Here is a 22402-nt window from a genome sequence, read left to right on the forward strand (position 1 = left end):
TGATATAATCAAAAGGGTAACTAATTTTTTGAGTCTATGCAAGAAGAATTGACTAAAAATTTTGTGAAATGTGTAAAATAGGTATGAGAGATTTTCAATAAATCTTTTAAATAAATATGCTGGTTAAGGGGGAAATGTATAATGAAAACATATTCAGCTGATAAAATCAGGAATGTAGCTTTACTAGGACATAGTAGTAGCGGAAAAACAACTTTAACTGAAGCAGTACTATTTGCAACAGGCGTAACAAAAAGACAGGGAAGAGTAGAAGATGGAAATACAGTATCAGATTTCGACAAAGAGGAAATCGCACGTAAGGTGTCCATTGGTACAACTGTTATCCCTGTAGAATGGAAAGACACAAAATTCAATTTGTTAGACACACCAGGATATTTCGATTTTATTGGTGAAATGTATGGTGCAAAAAGGGCATCTGAAGGCTCTGTATTATTAGTTGATGCTTCCTCTGGAATTGAAGTAGGTACAGAGAAGGCTTGGAAAAATTTAGAGAAATACGTAACACCAAGGATTATTTTCCTTAACAAAATGGATAAAGAAGAGGTTAACTTTGAAAATTTATTATCTAATTTAAAGGAAGAATTTGGCGATAAGATAATACCTTTCGCTTTACCTATAGGTGTATCTAGTAGTTTTAAAGGCTTTGTGTCTGTAATTGACGAAAAAGCTTATGAATATAGTGGAACTCAAAGGAAAGAAGTAGAACTTACAGATGACCAAAATGTTGAGATAGATTCTATCAGAGAAAGTCTAATGGAAAAGATAGCGGAAACAGACGAAGAATTAATGGAGAAGTATTTTGAGGGAGAGGCGTTTACGGAAGCAGAAATATCTAAAGGTTTGAGGCTAGCAGTAGCTCAAGGAGATTTAGTACCTTTAGTTGTAGGCTGTGCAGAAAAAGCAATAGGTGTTGATTTCTTATTAGAAGTTATAGAAAGATATATTCCATCTCCAAAGGAGATTGGTAGCGTAAAGGGATTAAAGGATGATAAAGAAGTTGAAAGAAAAATTGATCCTAGTGAACCATTCTCTGCAGTGGTATTTAAGACAATTATTGACCCATTTGTAGGTAAATTAACTTTATTTAAAGTAATATCAGGCAAGATAACTAAAGACATGGAATTATATAATTCTACAAAGGACAAACAGGAAAAACTAGGGGGACTATTTGTACTTAGAGGTAAAAACCAAATCGAGGTTTCTGAAATACAGGCAGGAGACATAGGAGCTACTTCAAAGCTAAACTTTACTAGAACAGGCGATACTTTATGTGCAAAGAACAACCCTACACTTTATGAAGAAATTAAATATCCACAACCAACATTATTCTTAGCTGTAGAACCAAAGGCCAAAGGTGATGAAGAAAAGATTGGTACATCTTTACAAAGGTTGACAGATGAGGATCCAACTTTTATTGCACAAAGAAATGCTGAAACTAAACAGTTGCTGATCGGTGGACAGGGAAATATGCAGTTAGCGGTTATTGTTGATAAACTGAAAAATGCTTTTGGAGTAGATGTTAATTTAACTAATCCAAAGATTGCTTATAGAGAAACAATTAAAGGAACAGCATCCGTTCAAGGAAAACATAAAAAACAATCAGGTGGAGCAGGTCAATATGGGGATGTTCATATAAGATTTGAGCCTTGTGAAGAAAAATTTGTTTTTGCAGAAGAGGTATTTGGTGGTGCAGTACCAAGAAACTACTTCCCAGCAGTAGAGAAGGGACTTATAGATTCCTTGGAACATGGAGTTTTAGCAGGATATCCAGTAGTAAACTTAAAAGCTATACTGTTTGATGGCTCTTATCATCCAGTAGATTCTAATGAAATGGCATTTAAAATTGCTGCATCTTTAGCATTTAAGAAGGGTATGGAGGCAGCGAAACCTATATTGCTTGAACCTATAATGAAGTATGAAATATCAATACCGGAAGATTATATGGGTGATGTAATGGGAGATATGAATAAACGTAGAGGTAGAATATTAGGAATGGAACAACAGGATGATGGAACTCAAAAGGTTACAGCAGAGGCACCCCACTCAGAAATGTTTGAATATGCCATAGATTTACGAGCTATGACCCAAGCAAGAGGAAGCTTTACAATGGAATTTATTAGATACGAAGAAGTTCCAACTAATATTGCAGAAAAGATTATAGCAGAAGCAAAAGCGGAAAGAGAATAATGAAAATAAAAGTCCAGCCTTAATTGGCTGGATTTTTTATGTAGAATTAAAGATATTAAGGGTATATATCAACATATGTTATTATTGGAGGGATAGCTGTGTATAAAATATATACTTTTGGAGATTTTGATATCAGATACAATGATGAGAGTATTTTAGATACAAAAGGATACCAGTATAGGATATTGGCACTTTTTAAATATTTTATAACCTTTAATGAAAAAAAGCTATTGCCTGAAAGTATTATTGAAGATTTATGGGCAGATAATGAATTTCATGATCCCAAAAACGTATTAAGAACACAGATATCTAGATTAAGAAGAATGATAAACTTAGATGATAAAAATCTTAAACAATTCTATAGAATAGAACATTCAAATGGATACTATGTATTTAAAACAAATGATAATTGCGTATTGGATGTTCAATTATTTAAAGAACTTATAGATGAAGGTAATTCGCTAAAAGAAAATGATCCCCAAAAATCCCTTTCATTATTAGAAAAAGGATTGAAGCTTTATAAGGGGGAATATTTGAGAGAGATAGAATATGAAGAATGGATTGTACCCATAAGAAATAGATATCGTAGATTATATTTGCAAGGATTATTTAATTATATAGAATTATTGAAGCAGAAGAAGATGAATGAAGAGATAATTAAGACTTGTGAAGAAGCTATCCAATATGAGCCTTATGATGAGGTCTTGCATATGTACTTTATTGAAGCTTTAACAGAGGTGGGAGAGAAAAGATATGCAATTAGCCATTATGAATATATCACTTCCAGACTATATAGTCATATAGGTATAAAACCATCTCCCAAAATGAAAATGTTATATAAAAAGATACAATTAGATGAAGAAAGCTTAAAAGATGATATTAACTTAAGTAAAATAGATGAAGAATTAAAAGAAGATTATGGAAACAAGGGGGCATTGATTTGCGAACCTTATTATTTTAAATTCTTATATAATTTGGAAACGAGAAAAAAATCAAGGAATATGAAAGATAATAAATTTTTAGGAATATTAACTATAGAGAACAAAGGATATCTTTCGATAGATGAAGAGGATAGAAAGGAATCCATGAGAACATTAGAGGAAATAGTATATAATAATCTTAGGAAAGGAGATGTATTATCTAAATGGAATAGCAGCCAATTGGTTTCTTTACTATATGATATAGAAGAAAAGAGTCTAAATATAATTGTAAATAGGTTACAGAAAAGGTTTCAGGAAAAATGTAAGAATAAAAATATAATATTAAAAATTAGATTTAAGTCTCTATAAATTAGTATATAAATTAATATTATCCTACTAGCCGTATATGGTTGGTAGGATTTTTTTATACTTAATGGACAAATCTTCACTTGTTTTGATTTTTTAAAAAGAACTTAATCTGATTTGGTTTCAAAAAATTATATTAGGATACTTATATAGAAGTTTTTTGATAAAAATTAAAATGAAATTGATTTGTAATGTTTAAGAAATCTATATGAAGTTTCTTAATGGTATAAATAGCATAAGATAAAAAATGAAAGCATAAAGTTTATAGTTAGTAATGGAGGTGATATGTAAATGAAAAAAATATTTAAAATATCTGTTGTATTTGTTTTGGTACTATCAATGTGTGTGAGCATGGGACTAAGTTCATATACAGCCGAGCCCAATGAAAATTATTACTATGTAGACCCAGAGAATCCACCAGTAGACCCAGAGAATCCGCCAGTAGACCCAGAGAATCCACCGGTAGACCCAGAGAATCCACCGATAGATCCGGAGAATCCACCAGTGAATCCAGAGGTTCCACCATTAGTACCAATTATACCAACTACAGATCTAGTGATAAATCATATAGAAAAATATGATTTTGAAGAAGAGTTGATAGAGACAGAAATCCTAGAAGGATTAGAAGTAGGTGGAGTAATTTTTAGCTTGGATTATGTTAAGGAGTTTGAAGGTTTATCTTTCGTAGAAAGCGATGTAGAAGAAATCATTTTGATAGAAGGGGAAAATATTATTAATTTATATTATACATTTCTATCAGGCGAGTATATACCAGAAAATCCAGACTTTCCACCAGGAGAAGGAGAAGAAATAGAATCGCCCTATATAGAAGAATTCTGGGATGGAGAGCTAGGACCATTTGAGGATGAAGAAGATGTTTCAAGAATTAATTCATTTAGTTTGGTGAGCTTAGAATCTTATCCCGATGAAGTAAATAATAAGACTTGGCCAAATCCAGGTTCCTTACTATTAAACAAATCAGGAATAGAAGTACCAGGGACTGGAAATCAATGGGAAATAACTTTGGAAATTCAAGGAAAAGATAAGGTAGAAACATCAGATATTGTATTGGTTATAGACCGTTCTGGCAGTATGTCGGGTCAAAAAATGACAGATGCTAAAAATGCAGCTAAGAACTTTGTAAATACTTTATTAAGTGATTCTAGCAAAAACCATATAAGAATAGCTGTAGTATCTTTTGCTGGAGATGTAACTGTAAATTCAGGATTCCAAAGTTATAGCGGAAGGAATTCGTTGATATCAGCTATTAATAGTTTAAATGCTAATGGTGGTACCCATATTCAGGCAGGGATTAGGCAGGGGAGTGCTTTATTAAATGGTAGTATTGCTAATTATAAAAATATAGTATTGCTTGGAGATGGTGCAGCAACTTATAGTTATAAGCCTAATAGTCCCAACAGCTATTTAGAATTTTGGAAATATGAAAGTAATAGAACCTATTCTAGAACAACTTCTGCAATACCTGAATCTGGTTTTAATTATGGTTCAACAGTAGGTGCTGGTAACAGTGAATATACAGAATATCAAACAGGAGGAACTGGGCAAAATAGATATAGCTATAACTATAGACATGGAGCTCATGCTGTGGCTGAAGCAGAGTTTGCCAAATCAAAGGGATATGAAATTTATACTATAGCTTTAAATGCAGGATCTGAAGGAGATTGGACACTAGAAAACATTGCAAGTTCGGGGAATTATTATTCAACTGCTAGCTCAAGTAATCTAAATATTATATTCCAAGAAATTGCAGGAAGACTTTCCAATGCAGCTACTGGTGCTGTAGTAACAGACCCATTAGGAGATATGTATTCAATACTAGGTATAAATGCCAGTAATTATAATAGCTTAATAACCGTAAGTCATGGAACATTAAGTTACGATACAACTACAGATAAAATAATTTGGAATATTGGAACTATAAACGAAGGTATAAAATATTGGATGAAATATAGAGTTACATTGGATTATAGTGCGGAGGGTGGGGTGTTCTATCCAGCCAATAAACCGACTTATATTGAATATGAAAATATAGACGGAAATGATGCTAAGAAATATTTTCCGATACCAGAATTTAGATTGAGGGCTTTGACATTTACAAAACTCTTAAATAGTTCAGGATATGGAGATAAAGACTTCGATATTATATTAGAAGGACCAACTGGACAGTATAAAAAGACTTGGGCTGTATCTCTTAATTCAGGTCAGTCAAAATCAATCAAGGGCCTATTACCTGGAACTTATACAGTTAGAGAAATTGTACCAATGAACTTCAAATTAATAGGTATGAGCGGTGGGGGCATTAGTTATGTATCAGGTAACACATACGAGCTGACAATAGGGTATGATGATTGGAATGTTTCAATAGATGTAATAAATGAAAGAGATAATGATGGATGGTTCTGGGAAGATCCAGATCCAAAGGTAAATAGCTTTACCGTAGGTGAAACGAGAAATCATAGTTCTCTGCCAATTAAAGATAAATTACTATATACAAAACTAGATTACTTTATTATACCAGCAACAGTGGAAATAGATAATAAATTTAATAATGCATAAAATGCAACAGAGGAAGGGGGAATTATGGGGTGGAAGAGAATGAAATTAAAGAAGAAGAATTAAAAGAAAAAACTAAGAAAAAGAAATTAGAAATCATTGGAAATATATTCTTTACAATCTTCATGATGATTATGATTGTACTAATATTTATAACTGTTCAATCAAAGATTACAGGTAAAGAGCCCACGCTACTTAACCATAGATTATATATAGTAGATAGTGGTAGTATGAGTCCAACTATAAAGATAGACTCTATGATAATAGTAAGAGAATTAGAGGCTAATGAAATAAACAAAGGGGACATTATTACCTACTATGGACATAACAAGAATTCTAGAATTACCCATAGGGTAATAGATATAGAAAATCATGGTGAATTTTTTACAACTAAAGGTGATGCCAATGAAGTTAATGACCCAATGCCCCTTGAAGGAAAACAATTGATAGGTAAGGTAGTATTCAAAGTCCCATTAGTAGGCAAGGTTTTTAGAGTATTAAATACGAAATTAGGAATGGGAATCCTTATAACATTGACAATTTTGTGGATAATAATGCCGATGATTGTAGGGAAATTGAGAAAGTCAAACAAATATGTAGTATAAGGATGGATGCTTATGAGAAAGAAAATAATTGCAGTATCCACAATTGCATTAATAATTTTAATTTCGACGGTTGTTTTTGCATGGTTTATATCAACTGAATCTATTGCTAATAAATTTAAAATGGGCACAATTAAGGTTGAAGTCTTAGAACCAGGCTTTGAAGATATAACAGATGTAAGTACTGGAACCTATACAAAGAATGTTCAGGTAGCAAGCCTAGGAACAAAAAGAACTTATGTAAGGATCAGATTAATTCCAGAATGGAGTGAACTTAGTTTACCAATATCTAATGTTCAACTAAATTTAAATCTTGGAGATTGGGCTGATGGCGGAGATGGACATTACTATTACAAATATTATTTGACGAAGGATCAAGTAACAAGCTTATTGCTCGAAAGTGTAACTTTTACATCTTTAGGTCCCGAATATGATGGAAAGACTCTCAGCATAAAGGCAGTAGCAGAAGGTGCCCAAATAACCCATAATGCTTGGAAGGATATATGGGGAATATCAACATTACCTTTTCCAGAAGGAGTTCCAGCACCATAAGGGAAGTAAAAATTGGCAAACTTAAGGAAACTTAAGGACGCAAAGCTATAGGGCCTTCTTTTGATGGCAGCCTAGCTGCAAAATAGGATTAAAATTAAAAGGAGGAAAAGAAATGAAAAAGCGTAGTATAATGTTAGGATCAGTAGTTATTTTGGCAGTACTATTAGTAGTCGGTGGTACAATGGCATGGTTTACAGCAGAAGCAAAGCCGGTAGTAAATACTTTTAAAGCAGGTACAGTTGATATTAATTTAATTGATGAGTTTCCAGAGAATGGTATAGAAAATGTGAATCCAGGAGATACACATTCTAAGGTAGTGCGTGTTGAGAATATTGGTTCAAAAAGAGCATATATAAGAGTTAAATTAACTCCTGAATTTAATCCGGAATTACCAGTTGATGTTGTAGAATACACAATATTATCTGATTGGATTGACGGTGGAGATGGATGGTATTATTATAAAAATATAATACAGCCAGGAGCTGCTACATCAAATGTAATAGAAGAAGTAAAATTTAAAGGCAGAGAAATGGGGAATGAATATCAAGATGCTACATTTACATTAACAGTAGAAGCTGAAGCAATTCAAGCAACTAATGGTGCAATCAATGACCAATGGGGCATTAACCCAGTTGATCTAGGTCTAGAAGTATTACCATAATATAATCTAAGGAAGGCATATGCCTTCCTTAGAAATACCTCGTAAGGAGGGTAGGATATGAGGAGATTTTTATCTAAAACATTTATCTTTATAGGAGTTCTTTCCTTAGTTCTAGGAACTTTAAATTCATTTGGTCGTAGTATTTCTTATGCTGAAGACTTGGAGCTAATAGGAACTGATTTAGGATTGGAGATAATACCAACTAGTACAAAATTGTTTGATTTAAATAGATTAAATCCAGGTGATACAAAAGAGGCCAAGATCACTATAAGAAATAATTACAGATCGTCATTTTATCTATATATGAGGGCGGAAAGAATGAGTCCAATTCCAGAAGAAGGAGATATAGATTTATTTGAACAATTAAATTTGACAGTGTATCTTCATGGGAATATAGTTTACTCTGGATCAATGAAAGATTTTGCTACTTCTAATATCAGTTTAGGAGTATTTAATCCTAATGATATTAAGGATTTAAATGCGGCAGTTTATTTACCGGGATCAGAAACAGGTAATGAATTTCAGGGTGCGGGAGTAGAGGTAAAGTGGATTTTTATAGCTGAATCTGATGTTCCAACAGAAGAACCAGAAGAACCAGAGGAATCAGAGGAATCTGAGGAACCTGAGGAACAGGAAGAAATAATAGAAGATAGGATTCCAGAAACAATACCAGAAGAAACTGAGGAAGAAATAATAGAAGAGAAAATTCCAGAAGTTGCACCTAAAATAATTGAAGAGGAAGAAATAATAGAAGAGAAAATTCCACAATCAGTTTTGAAAATGCCAAGAACTGGTGAAATTCCATCTAGCTTATTCTACGGTGCAGGAATGTTATTTTTATTCATAGGAGTTCAGATAGGATTTAAGAGGAAAAAATAGCTGGAAACTAATCTTCCAGCTATTTTGTTTATATAGGCATCTAAGATGTGTATATTTAAATAAAATAGAATTAAATTATTACAAAAAATTAACTTTTAAACCTTGGAATTAATATGTTAGAATTATGTTAACTTAATATTCAAATTATATGACAAGTACAAAAGTGTAAGAATATCTTTTGTAAACTGTCAAGCGATAAAGGCAAACTTGAGGAAACTCAAGGACGCAAAGCTATAGGGCCTAAAGAAGGCAGCCAGCTACCGAAAGGAGAGTTTAAATGAAAAGAAGATATTTTTCCATAATATATATACTTGTTTTTCTATTTGCTTTTGCAGGACAAGCTATTGGGGAATCTCTATATACAATATCGGCTTTAGATGACAATCTTGTTAAAGTTGAAAGTTTAAAAAAGGATAAAGGTATGAGAATTATGGTTGAAAAAGAAAGTGAAAAGTACTATTATAGTCTAAATAAAACAGTTGAAATAATTCCTCTACAATTAGGAAAAGGAACATATACAATAAAAATATTGCAAAACACATCTGGAGATAAATATAAGGTAGTTCAAAAACAGGATATAAATGTTATAAATAATAATTTAAGTGAAATATATTTGGCTTCTACACAACCAGTTTATTGGGATGATAAGGAAAAAGTAATAGAATTGGCCCAAAATCTAACTAAGGGAAAAAACACAGATAAGGAAAAAATAGAATCTATTTATAAATATATTGTAAATAATATAAAATATGATTATAATAAAATTAAGGGATTATCAAATGATTATGTACCAGAAATTCATAAGGTATTAGCTGATAAATCTGGAATATGTTATGATTATGCAGCTCTTTTTGCGGGTATGCTAAGATCCCTTGGAATACCAACTAAACTAGTAAAAGGATATAAGAGTGATTTAAAAGAATATCATGCTTGGAATCAGGTGTTCTTAGATGGGAAGTGGGTTGTTATAGATACCACATATGATGCTGCTTTGAAAAAAGATAATGTAAAGATTAGTATGATTAAAGATGCTATTGAGTATAATAATGTAAGAGAATATTAGTATAATAAAATTTTATTTGCTCTTAAAGATGAGAAAAATCCAGCAGAGCAAATATTTTTGACAAGAAGGACAAAGAAAGTCAAAGTCAAAGGAGGATTTATATGCCTGGCCTAAGTAATATGATAGAGAGATTTATTAAATCTATGATAGAGATGGCGGAAGATAGTACAATAGAAATACAGAGGAATGAATTAGCTGAAAGGTTTGATTGTGCACCTTCCCAGATAAATTATGTATTAACCACCAGATTTACCCCTTATAAAGGCTATTATATTGAGAGTAGAAGGGGTGGAGGTGGGTATATTAAGATTATAAAAGTAGGAATAGATGAAAATGAAGATATTAATACTATTATAGTTGACATTATTGGTGAATCAATTACAAAAAATAAAGCATATCATATAATTGATGGACTAATTGAAGAAGGATTTATTAGCGAGAGAGAAGGCGATATTATGAAAGCTGCAATAGGAGATAGGGCTTTAAATAAAGAAGATGTAAATAATCGTAATAAATTAAGAGCTGATGTTTTAAAAAACATTTTGCTTATTCTTGTTAAATAGGAGGTGTTATTCTTGTTATGTCAGGCCTGTGAAAAAAACAATGCAACTATTCATTTTACTAAAATAATCAATGGTAGTATAGAAGAAATGCATCTATGTGATTCTTGTGCTAAGAAAAATAACGATTTAGATTTTGAGTTTCCTTTCTCTTTTCAAAAGATTTTTACTGGGCTTATAGGATCAATGCAGGAAGGGAAAGAAGAAATAAAGAATATCTCATGTCCGCAATGCGGTTTAACCTATAAAAAATTTATGGAAATAGGGAGATTTGGGTGTTCACAGTGTTACGAAACATTTAGGGAAGATGTTGATTCTTTATTGAAAGGAATACATGGACATAATGAACACAAAGGGAAAATACCTACCAAAATAAATAGCCAAACCATTCAAAAAAAGGCCATTGAATCTTTAAGGAATGAATTAGAAGAATCTATAGTTAAAGAAGATTTTGAAAGGGCTGCATTTTTAAGAGATGAGATAAAAAAATTAAAGAGTAAAATTGATGGTTTTGAGGGGTGAGAAATGTGGCAAAATGGCTAGATAGTGAAGGAAAAGAAGAGGATGTGGTAGTTAGTACTAGACTGCGAATTGCAAGAAATATGGCAAATTATAAATTCCCAGATTTTATGACTATGGATGAATCTGAGTATGTCACAGAAGAAGTATTAGGTGTTATGAAAAATAAAGAAGATATATATAGATTCTATAGGGTTAAAGACTTATCTGAGTTGGAAAGTTCCGTACTTGTTGAAGAGCATTTAATAAGTCCAAATCTTGCTCAGAGTACAAGAAATGGAAGTTTCCTTTTGAGAGGTGATGAAAAGGTCACTATAATGATTAATGAGGAAGATCATATTCGAATACAAGTATTGTTATATGGATTAAATATTGAAGAAGGCTGGCGAATTTGTTCAAATATAGATGATTCCTTAGAAGGAAACATTGAATATGCCTTTCACGAAAAATTTGGATATTTAACTTCTTGTCCGACTAATGTAGGAACTGGACTTAGAGCATCTGTAATGGTCCATCTTCCCTGTTTAGCAATGACAGGACACCTCAATACTATTATAGATGGGTTAAGTAAAATAGGTTTAACTGCAAGGGGGCTTTATGGTGAGGGTTCTAAAGCTCTAGGTCATCTTTTTCAGATATCTAATCAGACTACATTAGGAGAAAAAGAGGAAGATATTATTAAAAAGTTAAATAAGGTTATATTACAAATAGTATCGAGGGAAAGAAGTACTAGAGCATACATGATGGATAAGAGAAGTTTAGAATTAGAAGATAAAGTATTTAGATCCCTTGGAATTTTAAATTATAGTAGGCTTATATCATCTACTGAAGCAATGGCACACTTATCTAATGTTAAATTAGGATGTGATATGGGCATAATAAAAGGTATGAATACAAAAGATATTGTCAAACTAATGATAGATATACAACCTGCTAGTATACAGATGAACTTGCATAGAGATATGCTAAAGGATGAAAGAGACATGTATAGAGCACAAATAATAAGAAATAATTTGATTAATATGGAGGGTTAGTAGATATGGCTATGTTTGGAAGATTTACAGAAAAAGCACAAAAGGCAATACTCTTATCTCAAGAGGAAGCTAAAAATTTAAAACATAATTATGTAGGCACAGAACACCTATTATTAGGATTAATAGCAGAGGGAGAAGGAGTAGCAGCAAAAGCCTTATCACAATCTGGTGTTACTTTAGATGAAGCTAGAGCAGAGGTGATCTCGGCTATTGGTGAAGGTCAGTATGGGGCAGATATTTTGGGATTTACTCCTAGGACTAAAAGAATATTTGAGCTAGGTTTTATTGAGGCAAGAAATTTAGGTCATAACTATGTTGGTACAGAACATTTGTTGCTTGGATTACTAGCTGAAGGAGAAGGTGTTGCAATTGTAGTACTAAAAAAACTTGGAGTAGATATAGAAAAACTTGGAGAATTAGTGCTTAGCATGATAACGGATGTGAGTCCAAAACAAGGGCAGACTATGGAAAGCAATAATTCAAATACTCCTAATTTAGCTAAATATAGCACTGATTTAAATAAATTAGCAGCATCTGGAGAAATTGACCCAGTAATAGGTAGAGCAAAAGAAATAGAAAGAGTTATTCAAGTTTTAAGCAGGAGAACTAAAAATAATCCCGTTCTTATTGGTGAGCCAGGTGTAGGAAAAACAGCTATTGCTGAAGGATTGGCTCAGAAAATTGTGGAGGGAACTGTACCAGAGATTATAAAAGATAAGAGGGTTGTTACACTGGACTTACCAGGAATGATTGCAGGAGCAAAATACAGAGGAGAATTTGAAGATAGATTAAAATCTGTGATGAAAGAATTAAAAGAAGCTGGGGATGTTATACTTTTTATAGATGAGTTGCATACAATAGTAGGTGCTGGAGCAGCTGAGGGAGCCATAGATGCTTCAAACATATTAAAACCAGTGTTAGCTCGAGGAGAATTACAAGTAGTTGGAGCAACAACTATAGATGAGTACAGAAAGTATATAGAGAAGGATTCAGCCTTGGAAAGAAGACTGCAGCCAATCATGGTAGAAGAACCTAGTGTAGAAGACACTATTAAGATATTAGAAGGTCTAAGAGATAAGTATGAAGCACATCATAGAGTTAAAATAACAGACGAGGCAATAAAGGCGGCTGCTGAATTATCAAGTAGATATATAAATGATAGATTTCTACCTGATAAGGCTATTGACTTAATAGACGAAGCTGCTTCCATGATTAGGATAAACTCTTATGTAGCACCAGAGGAATTAAAGAATTTAGAGGAAAGATTAGAAGAATTATCTCAAGAAAAGGAAGAAGCAATAAATACTCAAAATTATGAAAAGGCAGCAAAAATAAGGGATATAGAAAGACAAGTAAAGGAAGAATTGCAAAATAACAAGGTTAAATGGGAGCAAGAAAAGCAAACCTCAAGCATGGTAGTTAACTATGAAGAAATAGCCAAGGTAGTGTCCAACTGGACAGGAGTACCAATTACGAAGATGACTACAGAAGAATCTGAGAGGCTCTTAAACTTAGAAAATATATTGCACGAAAAGGTGATTGGACAAGAACAAGCAGTAAAAGCTATATCATCTGCAGTTAGAAGATCAAGGGTTGGGCTTAAGGATCCTAAGAAACCAGTAGGTAGCTTTATATTTGTAGGTCCTACTGGTGTAGGTAAGACATATTTAGCAAAAGCTTTGGCAGAAGCTTTATTTGGCGATGAAGAGGCTATGATAAGAATAGATATGTCAGAATATATGGAGAAACACTCTGTTTCTAGATTAATAGGTTCACCTCCTGGATATGTTGGCTATGATGAAGGAGGGCAGTTAACAGAGGCAGTAAGAAGAAAACCTTATGCAGTAGTTCTATTTGATGAAATTGAAAAAGCTCATCCAGATGTATTTAACATGCTTCTACAGATATTAGATGATGGCAGACTTACGGATTCAAAGGGAAAAACTGTTGATTTTAAAAATACTGTAATAATAATGACTTCTAATGTTGGAGCTACATCTATTAGGAAGCAAAATGTACTGGGGTTCTCTATAGGGAGAGAAGACAATAGGGCAGAATATGAAAGGATGAAAGAAACCATAACTGAGGAATTAAAAAGAACCTTTAGACCTGAATTTTTAAATAGATTAGATGAGATTATAGTTTTCCATAGTCTAGAAGAAGAGCATGTGAAGGAAATCGTTGAGATTATGATAAAAGATTTAGAAAAGCGCCTTTTAAAGATTGGAGTTCAAATAAAGGTATCTGATAATACAAAATCCTATATTGCAGGAAAGGGATTTGATCCAATTTATGGAGCAAGACCATTAGAGAGGACTATAAGAAAGATGATAGAAGATCAGCTAGCTGAAGAAATATTAAGAGGTAATGTTTCTAAGCAAGATAATATAATCATTGATTATGATACTAAAAATGAAAAATTAGCATTTAAAATTTAATAGGGAGCGACGATAGCGTCGCTCCATTATATTATAGGAGAGCAAAATGAAGAAAAAAACTATTTTTATATGTGAAAACTGCGGATACCAGAGTATTGGGCATTTAGGAAGATGCCCAGAGTGTAATTCATGGCATAGTCTTAAGGAAACTATAATTGATGAAAAAAAAGGAACTATCAGTTCTAGGACAAGTATAGAAAGAAAGCCTATCAAAAGGTTGCAAGACGTAATAGCTACAAATAGTGATAGGATTGTAACAAACATAAATGAATTTAATAGGGTAATGGGAGGTGGAATAGTTAAGGATTCCATAACAATACTTTCTGCAAAACCTGGAGCGGGAAAATCTACTTTGCTACTACAAGTAGCAAATGATTTAGCTAAGATGGACTATAAGGTTTTATATGCGTCAGGTGAAGAAAGTGAATCACAAATAAAAAATAGGGCAGATAGGATCATAGAGAAGATTCATCCTAAGGTATGGGTAATGTCTGATAATAGTATGGATAACGTATTGAGAACTATAGAAGAAATTGATCCAGATTTAATTATTATAGATAGTATTCAAACTTTTACTCTTGAAGAGTTCTCCAGTTCTAGAGCTGGATCTCCGACTCAAACAATGGAATGTGCAAATGATTTAGTTCAAATAGCAAAAAATCAAGACAGGCCTAGGGCGATTATTTTAGTAGGACAAATGACAAAAGAAGATGAAATTGCTGGAGTTAGAGCATTAGAACATTTAGTTGATGCTGTACTTATTATAGAAGGTGAAAGCGGGGAAGAGCTAAGGACTTTATTAACTACGAAGAATAGGTATGGTTCTACTGGGGAGATGGGTTTTTTCTATATAACTGATAAGGGTATGATTTCTATAGATAATCCTTCTGAATATTTTATGACGGCTAGAGAAGGAGATGGTACAATGCCAGGATCTGCCATAACTGTAGTCAGAGAAGGAACCAGACCAATTATTCTGGAAATAGAAAGCTTAGTATCAGATTCCTTTACCCCATATCCTTCAAGGATAGGAGAATGTCTAAAAAGAGAACAATTAAATACTTTGGTGTCTATAATAGAACAAAGAGGTGGAATAAGATTCTATGATAAAAATGTAGTTATAAAGACAACTGGAGGAATAAAGCTAAAGGAACAGGCTTCGAATCTTGCAGTACTTATGAGCATCATATCCTCCGTGAAAAATAAAGGCATATCAAATGACACTGTGTTTATATCAGATGTAGGATTAACGGGGGAGTTGAAAAGAGTTCCTTCTCTTGAATCAAGAATCAGAGAATTGGATAGAATGGGATTTAAATATGTATATGTAGCTCCTAATAGCGGGAAGGGAATAAAAACATCAAACCTTAAAATTATAGAATTAGAAACTTTAAAAGATGTAATTAAAAATGTCTTTGATTAAAGATATAAAAATAGGCTTAGAAATTTATTCTAGCCTATTTCTATAATTTTAGATTTATATCCTAAAGGGCAATTACATAATTGATATAAGTTTGCCTATTTCAAGCTAAAAACACCAAGAGTTTTAATCGTACCATATTCTTTTTTTAATATATCGTTTAAGTCTAAATCTAATGTATTACATAAAGCTGCTAGATAAAAAATATATGAGCCTATTTCTTCGTTAAGGACGTCTTTACAACCATCACAAACATTACCTTCAACATGAGTTTTAGCGGCATTTAACATTTCCTCAAAGGTATCTTTACTATAATCTTGTTTGATAGCATGAACAGAAATACATCCACAAGAAGTAACAGATTTCGCTACAGCTCTATTAATTCGAGCATTATACTCATCTAGCTTTGTTATTATATCTAATATACTTTTATGTCTAATAAGAACCTTAGAGACTTGGTCCTGAAAATTCTTACAAGTTGAATTAATATCTGAATTTATAATATTGTCATTCATATTCTCCACTCCCGTCAAAAGATTATTTGCTATAGTTCAATTATACTTATGAAGACAAGCAGTTGTCAAATATTTCTATCAATTATTCCAAAAGATTTCTTAATTTTGAAAATCAATAATAACTTTACAAAATACTAATAAAAAGGGATTGACAACTGAAATAGGTCTATGATACAATATAAACTTTACAATTCCAGCAATTTGATGTATAATAGGATAGAAAAGGTAAATAGGAGGTTTTCAAATGTTTAATGTTGGAGATAAAGTAGTGTATCCTATGCATGGTGCTGGAATTATTGAAGGCATAGAAGAAAGAGAAATATTGGGTGAAAAAAGGAAATATTTTATTATGAGGATGCCTATCGGGGATATGAAAGTTATGGTTCCCGTAGACAACATTGAAGAAGTGGGTGTAAGAGAGATAATTGATAGTACAGATTTAGAACGAGTAATTTCCATACTTAAAGGTAATAAAACAGCTATGCCTCAAAACTGGAATCGAAGATATAGAATAAATATGGATAAGATAAAATCAGGAGATATATTTGAAATTGCTGCTGTTGTTCGTAATCTTCTGATGATGGATTTGGAAAAAGGCTTATCTACAGGTGAAAGAAAAATGTTAAGTTCTGCTAAACAGATGCTATTATCTGAAATGGTTTTAGTTGCAGATTCTGATATTGACAAGGTTGAGCAATTGGTTATAGATGCAATTAAGTGTGAAGAGGAAAATGATACTCTGGAAATTTAATTTGCAAAATAGAAAGATTGGGTTTATTATTATATAAAATTGGTAATAAATATACTAATGGGGGTGAATTGATGATTGATAAAATTTTAAGAGGGGTCATTGGATTAGTAGGGGGATTAATGGGATTTAGTATTTTAACCCTATTTGATAATCTAGGGATCATTAAAATGTTTAGAGAAGGCTGGATTAATTTAGCAGTATACTTAGGAGTTTCTATTTTATTTGGAATTATATTCTTTTCTTTATCATCAAGAATAATTAACAGGGGTAGAAAATTAGTTAAATTAATTGAAAACGAATTGGAAAAATTTTCTGTCTATGATATTACAATATCTTCTGTTGGACTTATTGTAGGATTAGTAATAGCATTTTTATTATCTCAACCAATAAATAATTTGGGAATACCTTATGTTGGAGTTATTGCATCAATTATTATTTATAGTATATTTGGATATTTAGGACTTACTATTCCTCATAGGAAAAAGGACGATATTTCTTCTACCTTAGGAAATATAAAAAGAAGCCCTAGAGATAAGGGAAAATCTCAAAATAGGTCATATCCTAAGATACTAGATACATCTGTTATAATTGATGGTAGAATAGCTGATATTTGTAAAACAGGATTTATTGAAGGACCTCTTATTATTCCTGAATTTGTATTAGAGGAGTTACAGCATATCGCAGATTCATCAGATTCCTTAAAAAGAAATAGAGGAAGAAGAGGATTAGACATACTAAATAAAATACAAAAAGAATTGGATATCGAGGTAATAATAAACGATAAGAAATTTGAAGATGTTCAAGAGGTTGATTCCAAGCTTCTAAAACTAACTCAATTACTTAAAGGGAAAATAATAACTAATGATTATAATCTAAATAAAGTAGCAGAGGTGCAAGGCATAGATGTACTAAATATAAATGAACTGGCTAATGCAGTAAAACCAGTAGTATTACCAGGAGAAGAAATGCTGGTGCAGGTTGTAAGAGATGGAAAGGAATTAGGCCAAGGCCTAGCGTACTTAGATGATGGTACTATGATTGTTGTAGAAAGTGGCAGAAAATTTATTGGTGAAACAATAGATGTAGTGGTGACATCAGTTCTCCAAACTTCTGCTGGAAGGATGATATTTGCCAAACCTAAGTCAATGATAGATAGAGCTGTTTAAGACCCACATGGGTCTTTTTTTCTTTTTTGGTTATAATAAATATTGTTTATTGTTTTAATATACTATGTTATAATACTTTAAGAGGTGAAGAAGATGTATAAAGACTACTATGTATCTGTAATTATTGCCGCCGCTGGAATGAGCAATAGAATGGGAAGCAAGATAAACAAACAATTTATAGCAATAGGCGGTAAACCTATACTTGCCCATACGATAGAAAAGTTTGAGAAATGCAGATATATTGATGAAATAATTTTAGTAGCGAAAGAGGAAGAAATTGAATATTGTAGAAAAGAGATTGTTAAAAAATATAAATTTAATAAAGTGGCTAATATAATTAGAGGTGGAAAAGAAAGACAAGATTCAGTATATAACGGAATATTGGCATTAGATGAAAAAGCGGATATTGTTTTAACCCATGATGGGGCTAGACCATTCGTAAAAATTGAGAATATAGAAGATGGAATAAAAGGTACTATTGATCATGGTGCTTGTGTTATAGGAGTTCCTGTAACAGATACAATCAAAGTAGTAGGAGAAGATAAAACTATAGGTAACACACCTCAGAGAAGCTTACTTTGGGCCGCACAGACTCCTCAGTGCTTTTTTAAGGATATACTTATTAAGGGATATGAAAATGCCATAGACGATGGATTTTGTGGCACTGACGATAGTTCCATAGTTGAAAGAGCAGGATATGGAGTGAAAATGATAATGGGTTCTTATGAAAATATTAAGATTACTACACCTGAGGATATAATTCTTGCTGAATCTTTATTTAAGGATAAGGATATAATTTTTAGAAGAAGAGAATTCATATTTCAAAGCAGGTAGTATGGAATAGATAGGTGATAATATGAGAGTAGGATTTGGTTATGATGTTCATCAACTTGTAGAGGATAGAAAATTAATTATAGGTGGCATAGAAATCCCTTTTGAAAAAGGATTGCTGGGCCATTCAGATGCAGATGTGCTAATACATGCAATAATGGATAGTATATTAGGAGCATTGGCCCTAGGAGACATAGGAAAACATTTTCCTGATACGGATATGAAATATAAGGATATTTCAAGTATTTATCTTTTGTCTCAAGTCTTTAAATTAATGAATGAGGAAAGTTATGATATAGGAAATATAGATGCGACAATAGTTGCTCAAAGACCTAAATTAGCTCCATATATTGAAGATATGAGGGCTAGAATCGCAGACATTTTGCATACATCCATAGATAACATAAATATAAAGGCTACAACTACAGAATGGCTAGGTTTTGTAGGCAGAGAAGAAGGTATTTCATCCTACAGTGTTTGTTTACTTCAGAAAAAATAATTGACATGGGATAATACTATTAGTATAATGTGGATATATTATATAGACGAAGATGGGAAATAGTAAATATTATAGGTCATAGAGAGGAAGTTAAATGGTGGAAAACTTCTGTCCTCCCTGATATTGAACCTAGCCCAGAGTTTTTAGGTGATAAAGCTTAAACGGTTGTGCGTTATAACTATTGAGCGAACCTTTTATTAGGTTTATTAGAGTGGTACCGCGGAATTTAACCTTTCGTCTCTTACAAGAGATGGGAGGTTATTTTTTATGACCTAACCCAGTGAAGGAGCGAAGCGAGTGAACTGTAGGTAGGTCAAACGCAATGAGCACCAAATCTATACGAGCGTAGCGAGTAAATAGATTTGAGTTGCGAAACTGCGTGGATGTCCCAAGGGTCAGAATAAATTTAAATAGCAGAATTAAATTCTCAATTAGAATCCACTGAAGGAGTGAATGTAGATCAAACGCACCATTCGCTACGTTTACTTCGCTGTCCGTTAGGACCAAATTCATGCGAGTGATAACGAGCAAATGAATTTGTACAGTGAGACTGCGTAAATTACTTGGCTAATTGTAAATTAAATTAATAGGAGGAAGATAAAATGAGAATGTCAAAGCTTTATATACCTACTTTAAGAGAAATGCCAGCAGAAGCAGAAATAGCGAGCCATAAGCTACTTTTAAGATCAGGTATGATGAGAAGATTAGTTAGTGGAGTATACTCTTACCTTCCAATGGGATATAGAGTAATAAGAAAAGTTGAGCAGATTGTTAGAGAAGAAATGGATAGGGCTGGATCACAAGAGTTATTGATGTCTGCTATTCAACCAAAAGAGATATGGGAAGCAACAGGAAGATGGGATAATTTTGGACCAGAGATGTTTAGACTTAAGGATAGAAATGATAGAGAATTTTGTCTTGGACCTACACATGAAGAATACTTTACTAGTTTAATAAAAGATGAAGTAAAGTCTTATAAACAACTTCCTTTGAACCTTTATCAAATTCAAACAAAATATAGAGATGAGAAAAGACCGAGATTTGGTTTGATGAGATGTAGAGAGTTTATAATGAAAGATGCATATAGCTTTGATGTAGATGAAGAAAGTATGAAAAAAGCTTACGAAGTAATGTGGGAAGCCTATGACAAAGTGTTCACTAGATTAAAATTAAAATATAAAGTAGTTCAAGGTGATACAGGTGCTATGGGTGGGAAGATATCTCATGAATTCATGGCTATGTCTGATGTAGGTGAAAGTCTCGTAGCATATTGTGATCATTGTGATTACGCAGCTACTGACGAAAAAGCAGAAGTAGTTTACAAAGCTAAAGAGGATATACAGAAAGAGTTAGAATTAGAAAAAGTATATACTCCAGAGATAACAACTATTGAAGCGTTAGTGGAATTTTTTAATATAGAACATAGTAACTTTGCTAAAGCTTTAGTGTTCAATGTTGCAGATAAGCCTATAGTTGCAATAATTCCTGGTGACAGAGAGTTAAATGAAACTAAACTGTGTAATTATTTAGGCATTGGTGGACATGAATTAGAAATGGCAGATGAAGAGATGATATTAGATATCACAGGTGCAAATAAGGGTTTTACTGGTCCTATTGGCCTGAAAGAAGAGGTTAAGCTTTTAATTGACTCTAGAATCACTAAGATGAAAAATCTAGTTGTTGGAGGTAATGAAACAGATTATCACTTGAAAAATGCAAATTATGGTAGAGATTTTACTGGTGAAGTGGTAGAAGATTTACTTTTAGTAAAAGAGGGAGATATTTGTCCAAAATGTGAAAAATCACTGAAAATGGATAGAGGAATTGAAGTAGGGAATATATTCCAGTTAGGAACAAAGTATTCTGATTCTTTGGGAGCTACTTTCTTAGATGAAAATGGTAAAGAAAAACCATTTATAATGGGATGTTACGGTATAGGTGTTTCAAGATCTGTAGCAGCTATTGTTGAGCAATACCATGATGAAGATGGTATTATATGGCCTTTAGTTGTAGCACCTTATCATGTAATTATAACTATAGTAAACGTGAAATCAGAAGAACAAATAGAATTGGGAGAAAAATTATATAAAGAGCTAAATGCATTAGGCTTAGAAGTCGTTTTAGATGATAGAAATGAAAGAGCTGGTGTTAAGTTTAAAGATAGAGATTTAATAGGGATTCCTGTTAGAATAACTGTAGGTAAAAGGGCAGGGGAAGCTATTGTGGAATATTCTATTAGAGGTAAAGAGGATAAATTGGAAATTAGTATCGATAAATTAATACCTTTAATAAAAGAAGAGTTTCATAAAGAAGGTTTGGTTATATGATTAAATAAAAAAGTGGTCCTAGGACCACTTTTTTGTCCAAAAAGAAGGATTTTTAAAATGAATGTAGAATATTAATATAATACAGACATAAAGTCAATAGAAGAATACTTAAATATTTAATTATAATTTTATAATAGTCCTTATTTTATATTTTACAGATGAGAATCTAAGAAACTAGGGGAATGGGGAATTAAAAAAAATAAAAATACAGGCATATTATCAGGGAAATATAATATGATGTATATTATATAATCGATGGAGGGATGCTATGTTAGTAAAATTGGAATCTGAATTAATTACGTTATGTGAAGAAGTTGTGGATATATTATATGAATTAAGAGAACAATCGTTAATATCAGAAGAAGAGTTTAATGCCCACTCAAAACAAAAATTGAAATTTATACAAGAAGCAACAAATGTAGTTATATTGCAATAATATTTTTTTGAAAATGGAAATACTATATTAAATCTTAATATTAAGATTTAATTAATATATTTTATTTATAATTAATTAATTGGG

At 32.2% G+C, this 22402-nt stretch carries 20 protein-coding genes, 2 riboswitches and 1 other annotated feature; of the genes, 19 read left to right on the top strand and 1 reads right to left on the bottom strand.

The features are described 5' to 3' along the window. Window positions 1-141 precede the first annotated feature (141 nt). The 13 genes from fusA (at window position 142) to radA (ending at window position 15796) form a co-directional block, all read left to right on the top strand. A complete protein-coding gene (gene fusA, locus CIW83_RS14185) occupies window positions 142-2205 on the top strand; it encodes an elongation factor G (protein ID WP_094902278.1) in 2064 nt (687 codons plus the stop codon). A 98-nt stretch (window positions 2206-2303) separates the two neighbouring features. After that, a complete protein-coding gene (locus CIW83_RS14190) occupies window positions 2304-3494 on the top strand; it encodes a bacterial transcriptional activator domain-containing protein (RefSeq protein WP_094902280.1) in 1191 nt (396 codons plus the stop codon). A gap of 288 nt (window positions 3495-3782) precedes the next feature. Further along, entirely contained in the window at window positions 3783-6068 is a 2286-nt protein-coding gene (locus tag CIW83_RS14195; protein ID WP_094902282.1) for a vWA domain-containing protein, read from the top strand. 29 nt (window positions 6069-6097) lie between these two features. Next, window positions 6098-6670 carry a signal peptidase I gene (locus CIW83_RS14200; protein ID WP_094902284.1) on the top strand — a complete coding sequence of 191 codons (573 nt, stop codon included), beginning with the start codon at window positions 6098-6100 and terminating at the stop codon, window positions 6668-6670. A gap of 12 nt (window positions 6671-6682) precedes the next feature. Further along, window positions 6683-7219, top strand: coding sequence for a hypothetical protein (locus CIW83_RS14205; RefSeq protein WP_094902286.1), 537 nt, complete (start codon window positions 6683-6685; stop codon window positions 7217-7219). Between the two features lie 4 nt (window positions 7220-7223). Further along, window positions 7224-7302: riboswitch (cyclic di-GMP riboswitch) on the top strand. A 29-nt stretch (window positions 7303-7331) separates the two neighbouring features. Continuing rightward, a complete protein-coding gene (locus tag CIW83_RS14210; RefSeq protein ID WP_094902288.1) occupies window positions 7332-7880 on the top strand; it encodes a TasA family protein in 549 nt (182 codons plus the stop codon). 57 nt (window positions 7881-7937) lie between these two features. Next, a complete protein-coding gene (locus tag CIW83_RS14215) occupies window positions 7938-8759 on the top strand; it encodes a hypothetical protein (protein ID WP_094902290.1) in 822 nt (273 codons plus the stop codon). 190 nt (window positions 8760-8949) lie between these two features. After that, window positions 8950-9024, top strand: a riboswitch (cyclic di-GMP riboswitch). A 12-nt stretch (window positions 9025-9036) separates the two neighbouring features. Then, window positions 9037-9822: a transglutaminase family protein gene (locus CIW83_RS14220; RefSeq protein WP_094902292.1), complete on the top strand. Its 786-nt coding sequence runs from the start codon at window positions 9037-9039 to the stop codon at window positions 9820-9822. A 101-nt stretch (window positions 9823-9923) separates the two neighbouring features. Continuing rightward, window positions 9924-10385 (top strand): CtsR family transcriptional regulator, encoded by a 462-nt coding sequence (locus tag CIW83_RS14225; protein WP_094902294.1) that lies wholly within the window; start codon window positions 9924-9926, stop codon window positions 10383-10385. Between the two features lie 12 nt (window positions 10386-10397). After that, window positions 10398-10904: a UvrB/UvrC motif-containing protein gene (locus CIW83_RS14230; protein ID WP_094902296.1), complete on the top strand. Its 507-nt coding sequence runs from the start codon at window positions 10398-10400 to the stop codon at window positions 10902-10904. Between the two features lie 5 nt (window positions 10905-10909). After that, complete coding sequence (locus tag CIW83_RS14235) at window positions 10910-11935, top strand: protein arginine kinase (RefSeq protein WP_094902298.1); 1026 nt, start codon at window positions 10910-10912, stop codon at window positions 11933-11935. Window positions 11936-11940: 5 nt separating this feature from the next. Continuing rightward, window positions 11941-14373, top strand: coding sequence for an ATP-dependent Clp protease ATP-binding subunit (locus tag CIW83_RS14240; protein WP_094902300.1), 2433 nt, complete (start codon window positions 11941-11943; stop codon window positions 14371-14373). 46 nt (window positions 14374-14419) lie between these two features. Beyond that, complete coding sequence (radA, locus tag CIW83_RS14245) at window positions 14420-15796, top strand: DNA repair protein RadA (protein WP_094902302.1); 1377 nt, start codon at window positions 14420-14422, stop codon at window positions 15794-15796. 95 nt (window positions 15797-15891) lie between these two features. Here the strand turns inward: radA and CIW83_RS14250 are convergent, their stop codons facing one another. Further along, window positions 15892-16308 (bottom strand): DUF1573 domain-containing protein, encoded by a 417-nt coding sequence (locus CIW83_RS14250; protein ID WP_094902304.1) that lies wholly within the window; start codon window positions 16306-16308, stop codon window positions 15892-15894. A 244-nt stretch (window positions 16309-16552) separates the two neighbouring features. Between CIW83_RS14250 and CIW83_RS14255 the strand changes: the two genes are divergently transcribed. The 6 genes from CIW83_RS14255 to CIW83_RS22320 all read left to right on the top strand — a co-directional run bounded on the left by CIW83_RS14255 (window position 16553) and on the right by CIW83_RS22320 (window position 22318). After that, a complete protein-coding gene (locus tag CIW83_RS14255) occupies window positions 16553-17059 on the top strand; it encodes a CarD family transcriptional regulator (RefSeq protein WP_094902306.1) in 507 nt (168 codons plus the stop codon). A 71-nt stretch (window positions 17060-17130) separates the two neighbouring features. Further along, window positions 17131-18225: a PIN/TRAM domain-containing protein gene (locus CIW83_RS14260; RefSeq protein WP_094902308.1), complete on the top strand. Its 1095-nt coding sequence runs from the start codon at window positions 17131-17133 to the stop codon at window positions 18223-18225. Between the two features lie 93 nt (window positions 18226-18318). Beyond that, window positions 18319-19059 (top strand): 2-C-methyl-D-erythritol 4-phosphate cytidylyltransferase, encoded by a 741-nt coding sequence (ispD, locus tag CIW83_RS14265; RefSeq protein ID WP_094902310.1) that lies wholly within the window; start codon window positions 18319-18321, stop codon window positions 19057-19059. A 22-nt stretch (window positions 19060-19081) separates the two neighbouring features. Next, complete coding sequence (gene ispF / locus CIW83_RS14270; RefSeq protein ID WP_094902312.1) at window positions 19082-19555, top strand: 2-C-methyl-D-erythritol 2,4-cyclodiphosphate synthase; 474 nt, start codon at window positions 19082-19084, stop codon at window positions 19553-19555. Between the two features lie 40 nt (window positions 19556-19595). Then, window positions 19596-19800, top strand: a binding site (T-box leader). A gap of 357 nt (window positions 19801-20157) precedes the next feature. Further along, window positions 20158-21882: a proline--tRNA ligase gene (locus CIW83_RS14275; protein WP_094902313.1), complete on the top strand. Its 1725-nt coding sequence runs from the start codon at window positions 20158-20160 to the stop codon at window positions 21880-21882. 268 nt (window positions 21883-22150) lie between these two features. Next, window positions 22151-22318, top strand: coding sequence for a hypothetical protein (locus CIW83_RS22320; RefSeq protein WP_158220137.1), 168 nt, complete (start codon window positions 22151-22153; stop codon window positions 22316-22318). The last annotated feature ends 84 nt before the right edge of the window (window positions 22319-22402 follow it).

Source organism: Tissierella sp. P1, from assembly GCF_002266425.1.
Classification (GTDB): Bacteria; Bacillota; Clostridia; order Tissierellales; family Tissierellaceae; genus Tissierella; species Tissierella carlieri.

Excerpts from the sequence above, each read along its gene's own strand:
- fusA (WP_094902278.1), top strand. The coding sequence starts at position 142 with ATGAAAACATATTCAGCTGATAAAATCAGGAATGTAGCTTTACTAGGA.
- CIW83_RS14195 (WP_094902282.1), top strand. The coding sequence starts at position 3,783 with ATGAAAAAAATATTTAAAATATCTGTTGTATTTGTTTTGGTACTATCA.
- CIW83_RS14205 (WP_094902286.1), top strand. The coding sequence starts at position 6,683 with ATGAGAAAGAAAATAATTGCAGTATCCACAATTGCATTAATAATTTTA.
- CIW83_RS14210 (WP_094902288.1), top strand. The coding sequence starts at position 7,332 with ATGAAAAAGCGTAGTATAATGTTAGGATCAGTAGTTATTTTGGCAGTA.
- CIW83_RS14215 (WP_094902290.1), top strand. The coding sequence starts at position 7,938 with ATGAGGAGATTTTTATCTAAAACATTTATCTTTATAGGAGTTCTTTCC.
- CIW83_RS14220 (WP_094902292.1), top strand. The coding sequence starts at position 9,037 with ATGAAAAGAAGATATTTTTCCATAATATATATACTTGTTTTTCTATTT.
- CIW83_RS14225 (WP_094902294.1), top strand. The coding sequence starts at position 9,924 with ATGCCTGGCCTAAGTAATATGATAGAGAGATTTATTAAATCTATGATA.
- CIW83_RS14240 (WP_094902300.1), top strand. The coding sequence starts at position 11,941 with ATGGCTATGTTTGGAAGATTTACAGAAAAAGCACAAAAGGCAATACTC.
- radA (WP_094902302.1), top strand. The coding sequence starts at position 14,420 with ATGAAGAAAAAAACTATTTTTATATGTGAAAACTGCGGATACCAGAGT.
- CIW83_RS14250 (WP_094902304.1), bottom strand. The coding sequence starts at position 16,308 with ATGAATGACAATATTATAAATTCAGATATTAATTCAACTTGTAAGAAT.
- CIW83_RS14255 (WP_094902306.1), top strand. The coding sequence starts at position 16,553 with ATGTTTAATGTTGGAGATAAAGTAGTGTATCCTATGCATGGTGCTGGA.
- CIW83_RS14260 (WP_094902308.1), top strand. The coding sequence starts at position 17,131 with ATGATTGATAAAATTTTAAGAGGGGTCATTGGATTAGTAGGGGGATTA.
- ispD (WP_094902310.1), top strand. The coding sequence starts at position 18,319 with ATGTATAAAGACTACTATGTATCTGTAATTATTGCCGCCGCTGGAATG.
- ispF (WP_094902312.1), top strand. The coding sequence starts at position 19,082 with ATGAGAGTAGGATTTGGTTATGATGTTCATCAACTTGTAGAGGATAGA.
- CIW83_RS14275 (WP_094902313.1), top strand. The coding sequence starts at position 20,158 with ATGAGAATGTCAAAGCTTTATATACCTACTTTAAGAGAAATGCCAGCA.
- CIW83_RS22320 (WP_158220137.1), top strand. The coding sequence starts at position 22,151 with ATGTTAGTAAAATTGGAATCTGAATTAATTACGTTATGTGAAGAAGTT.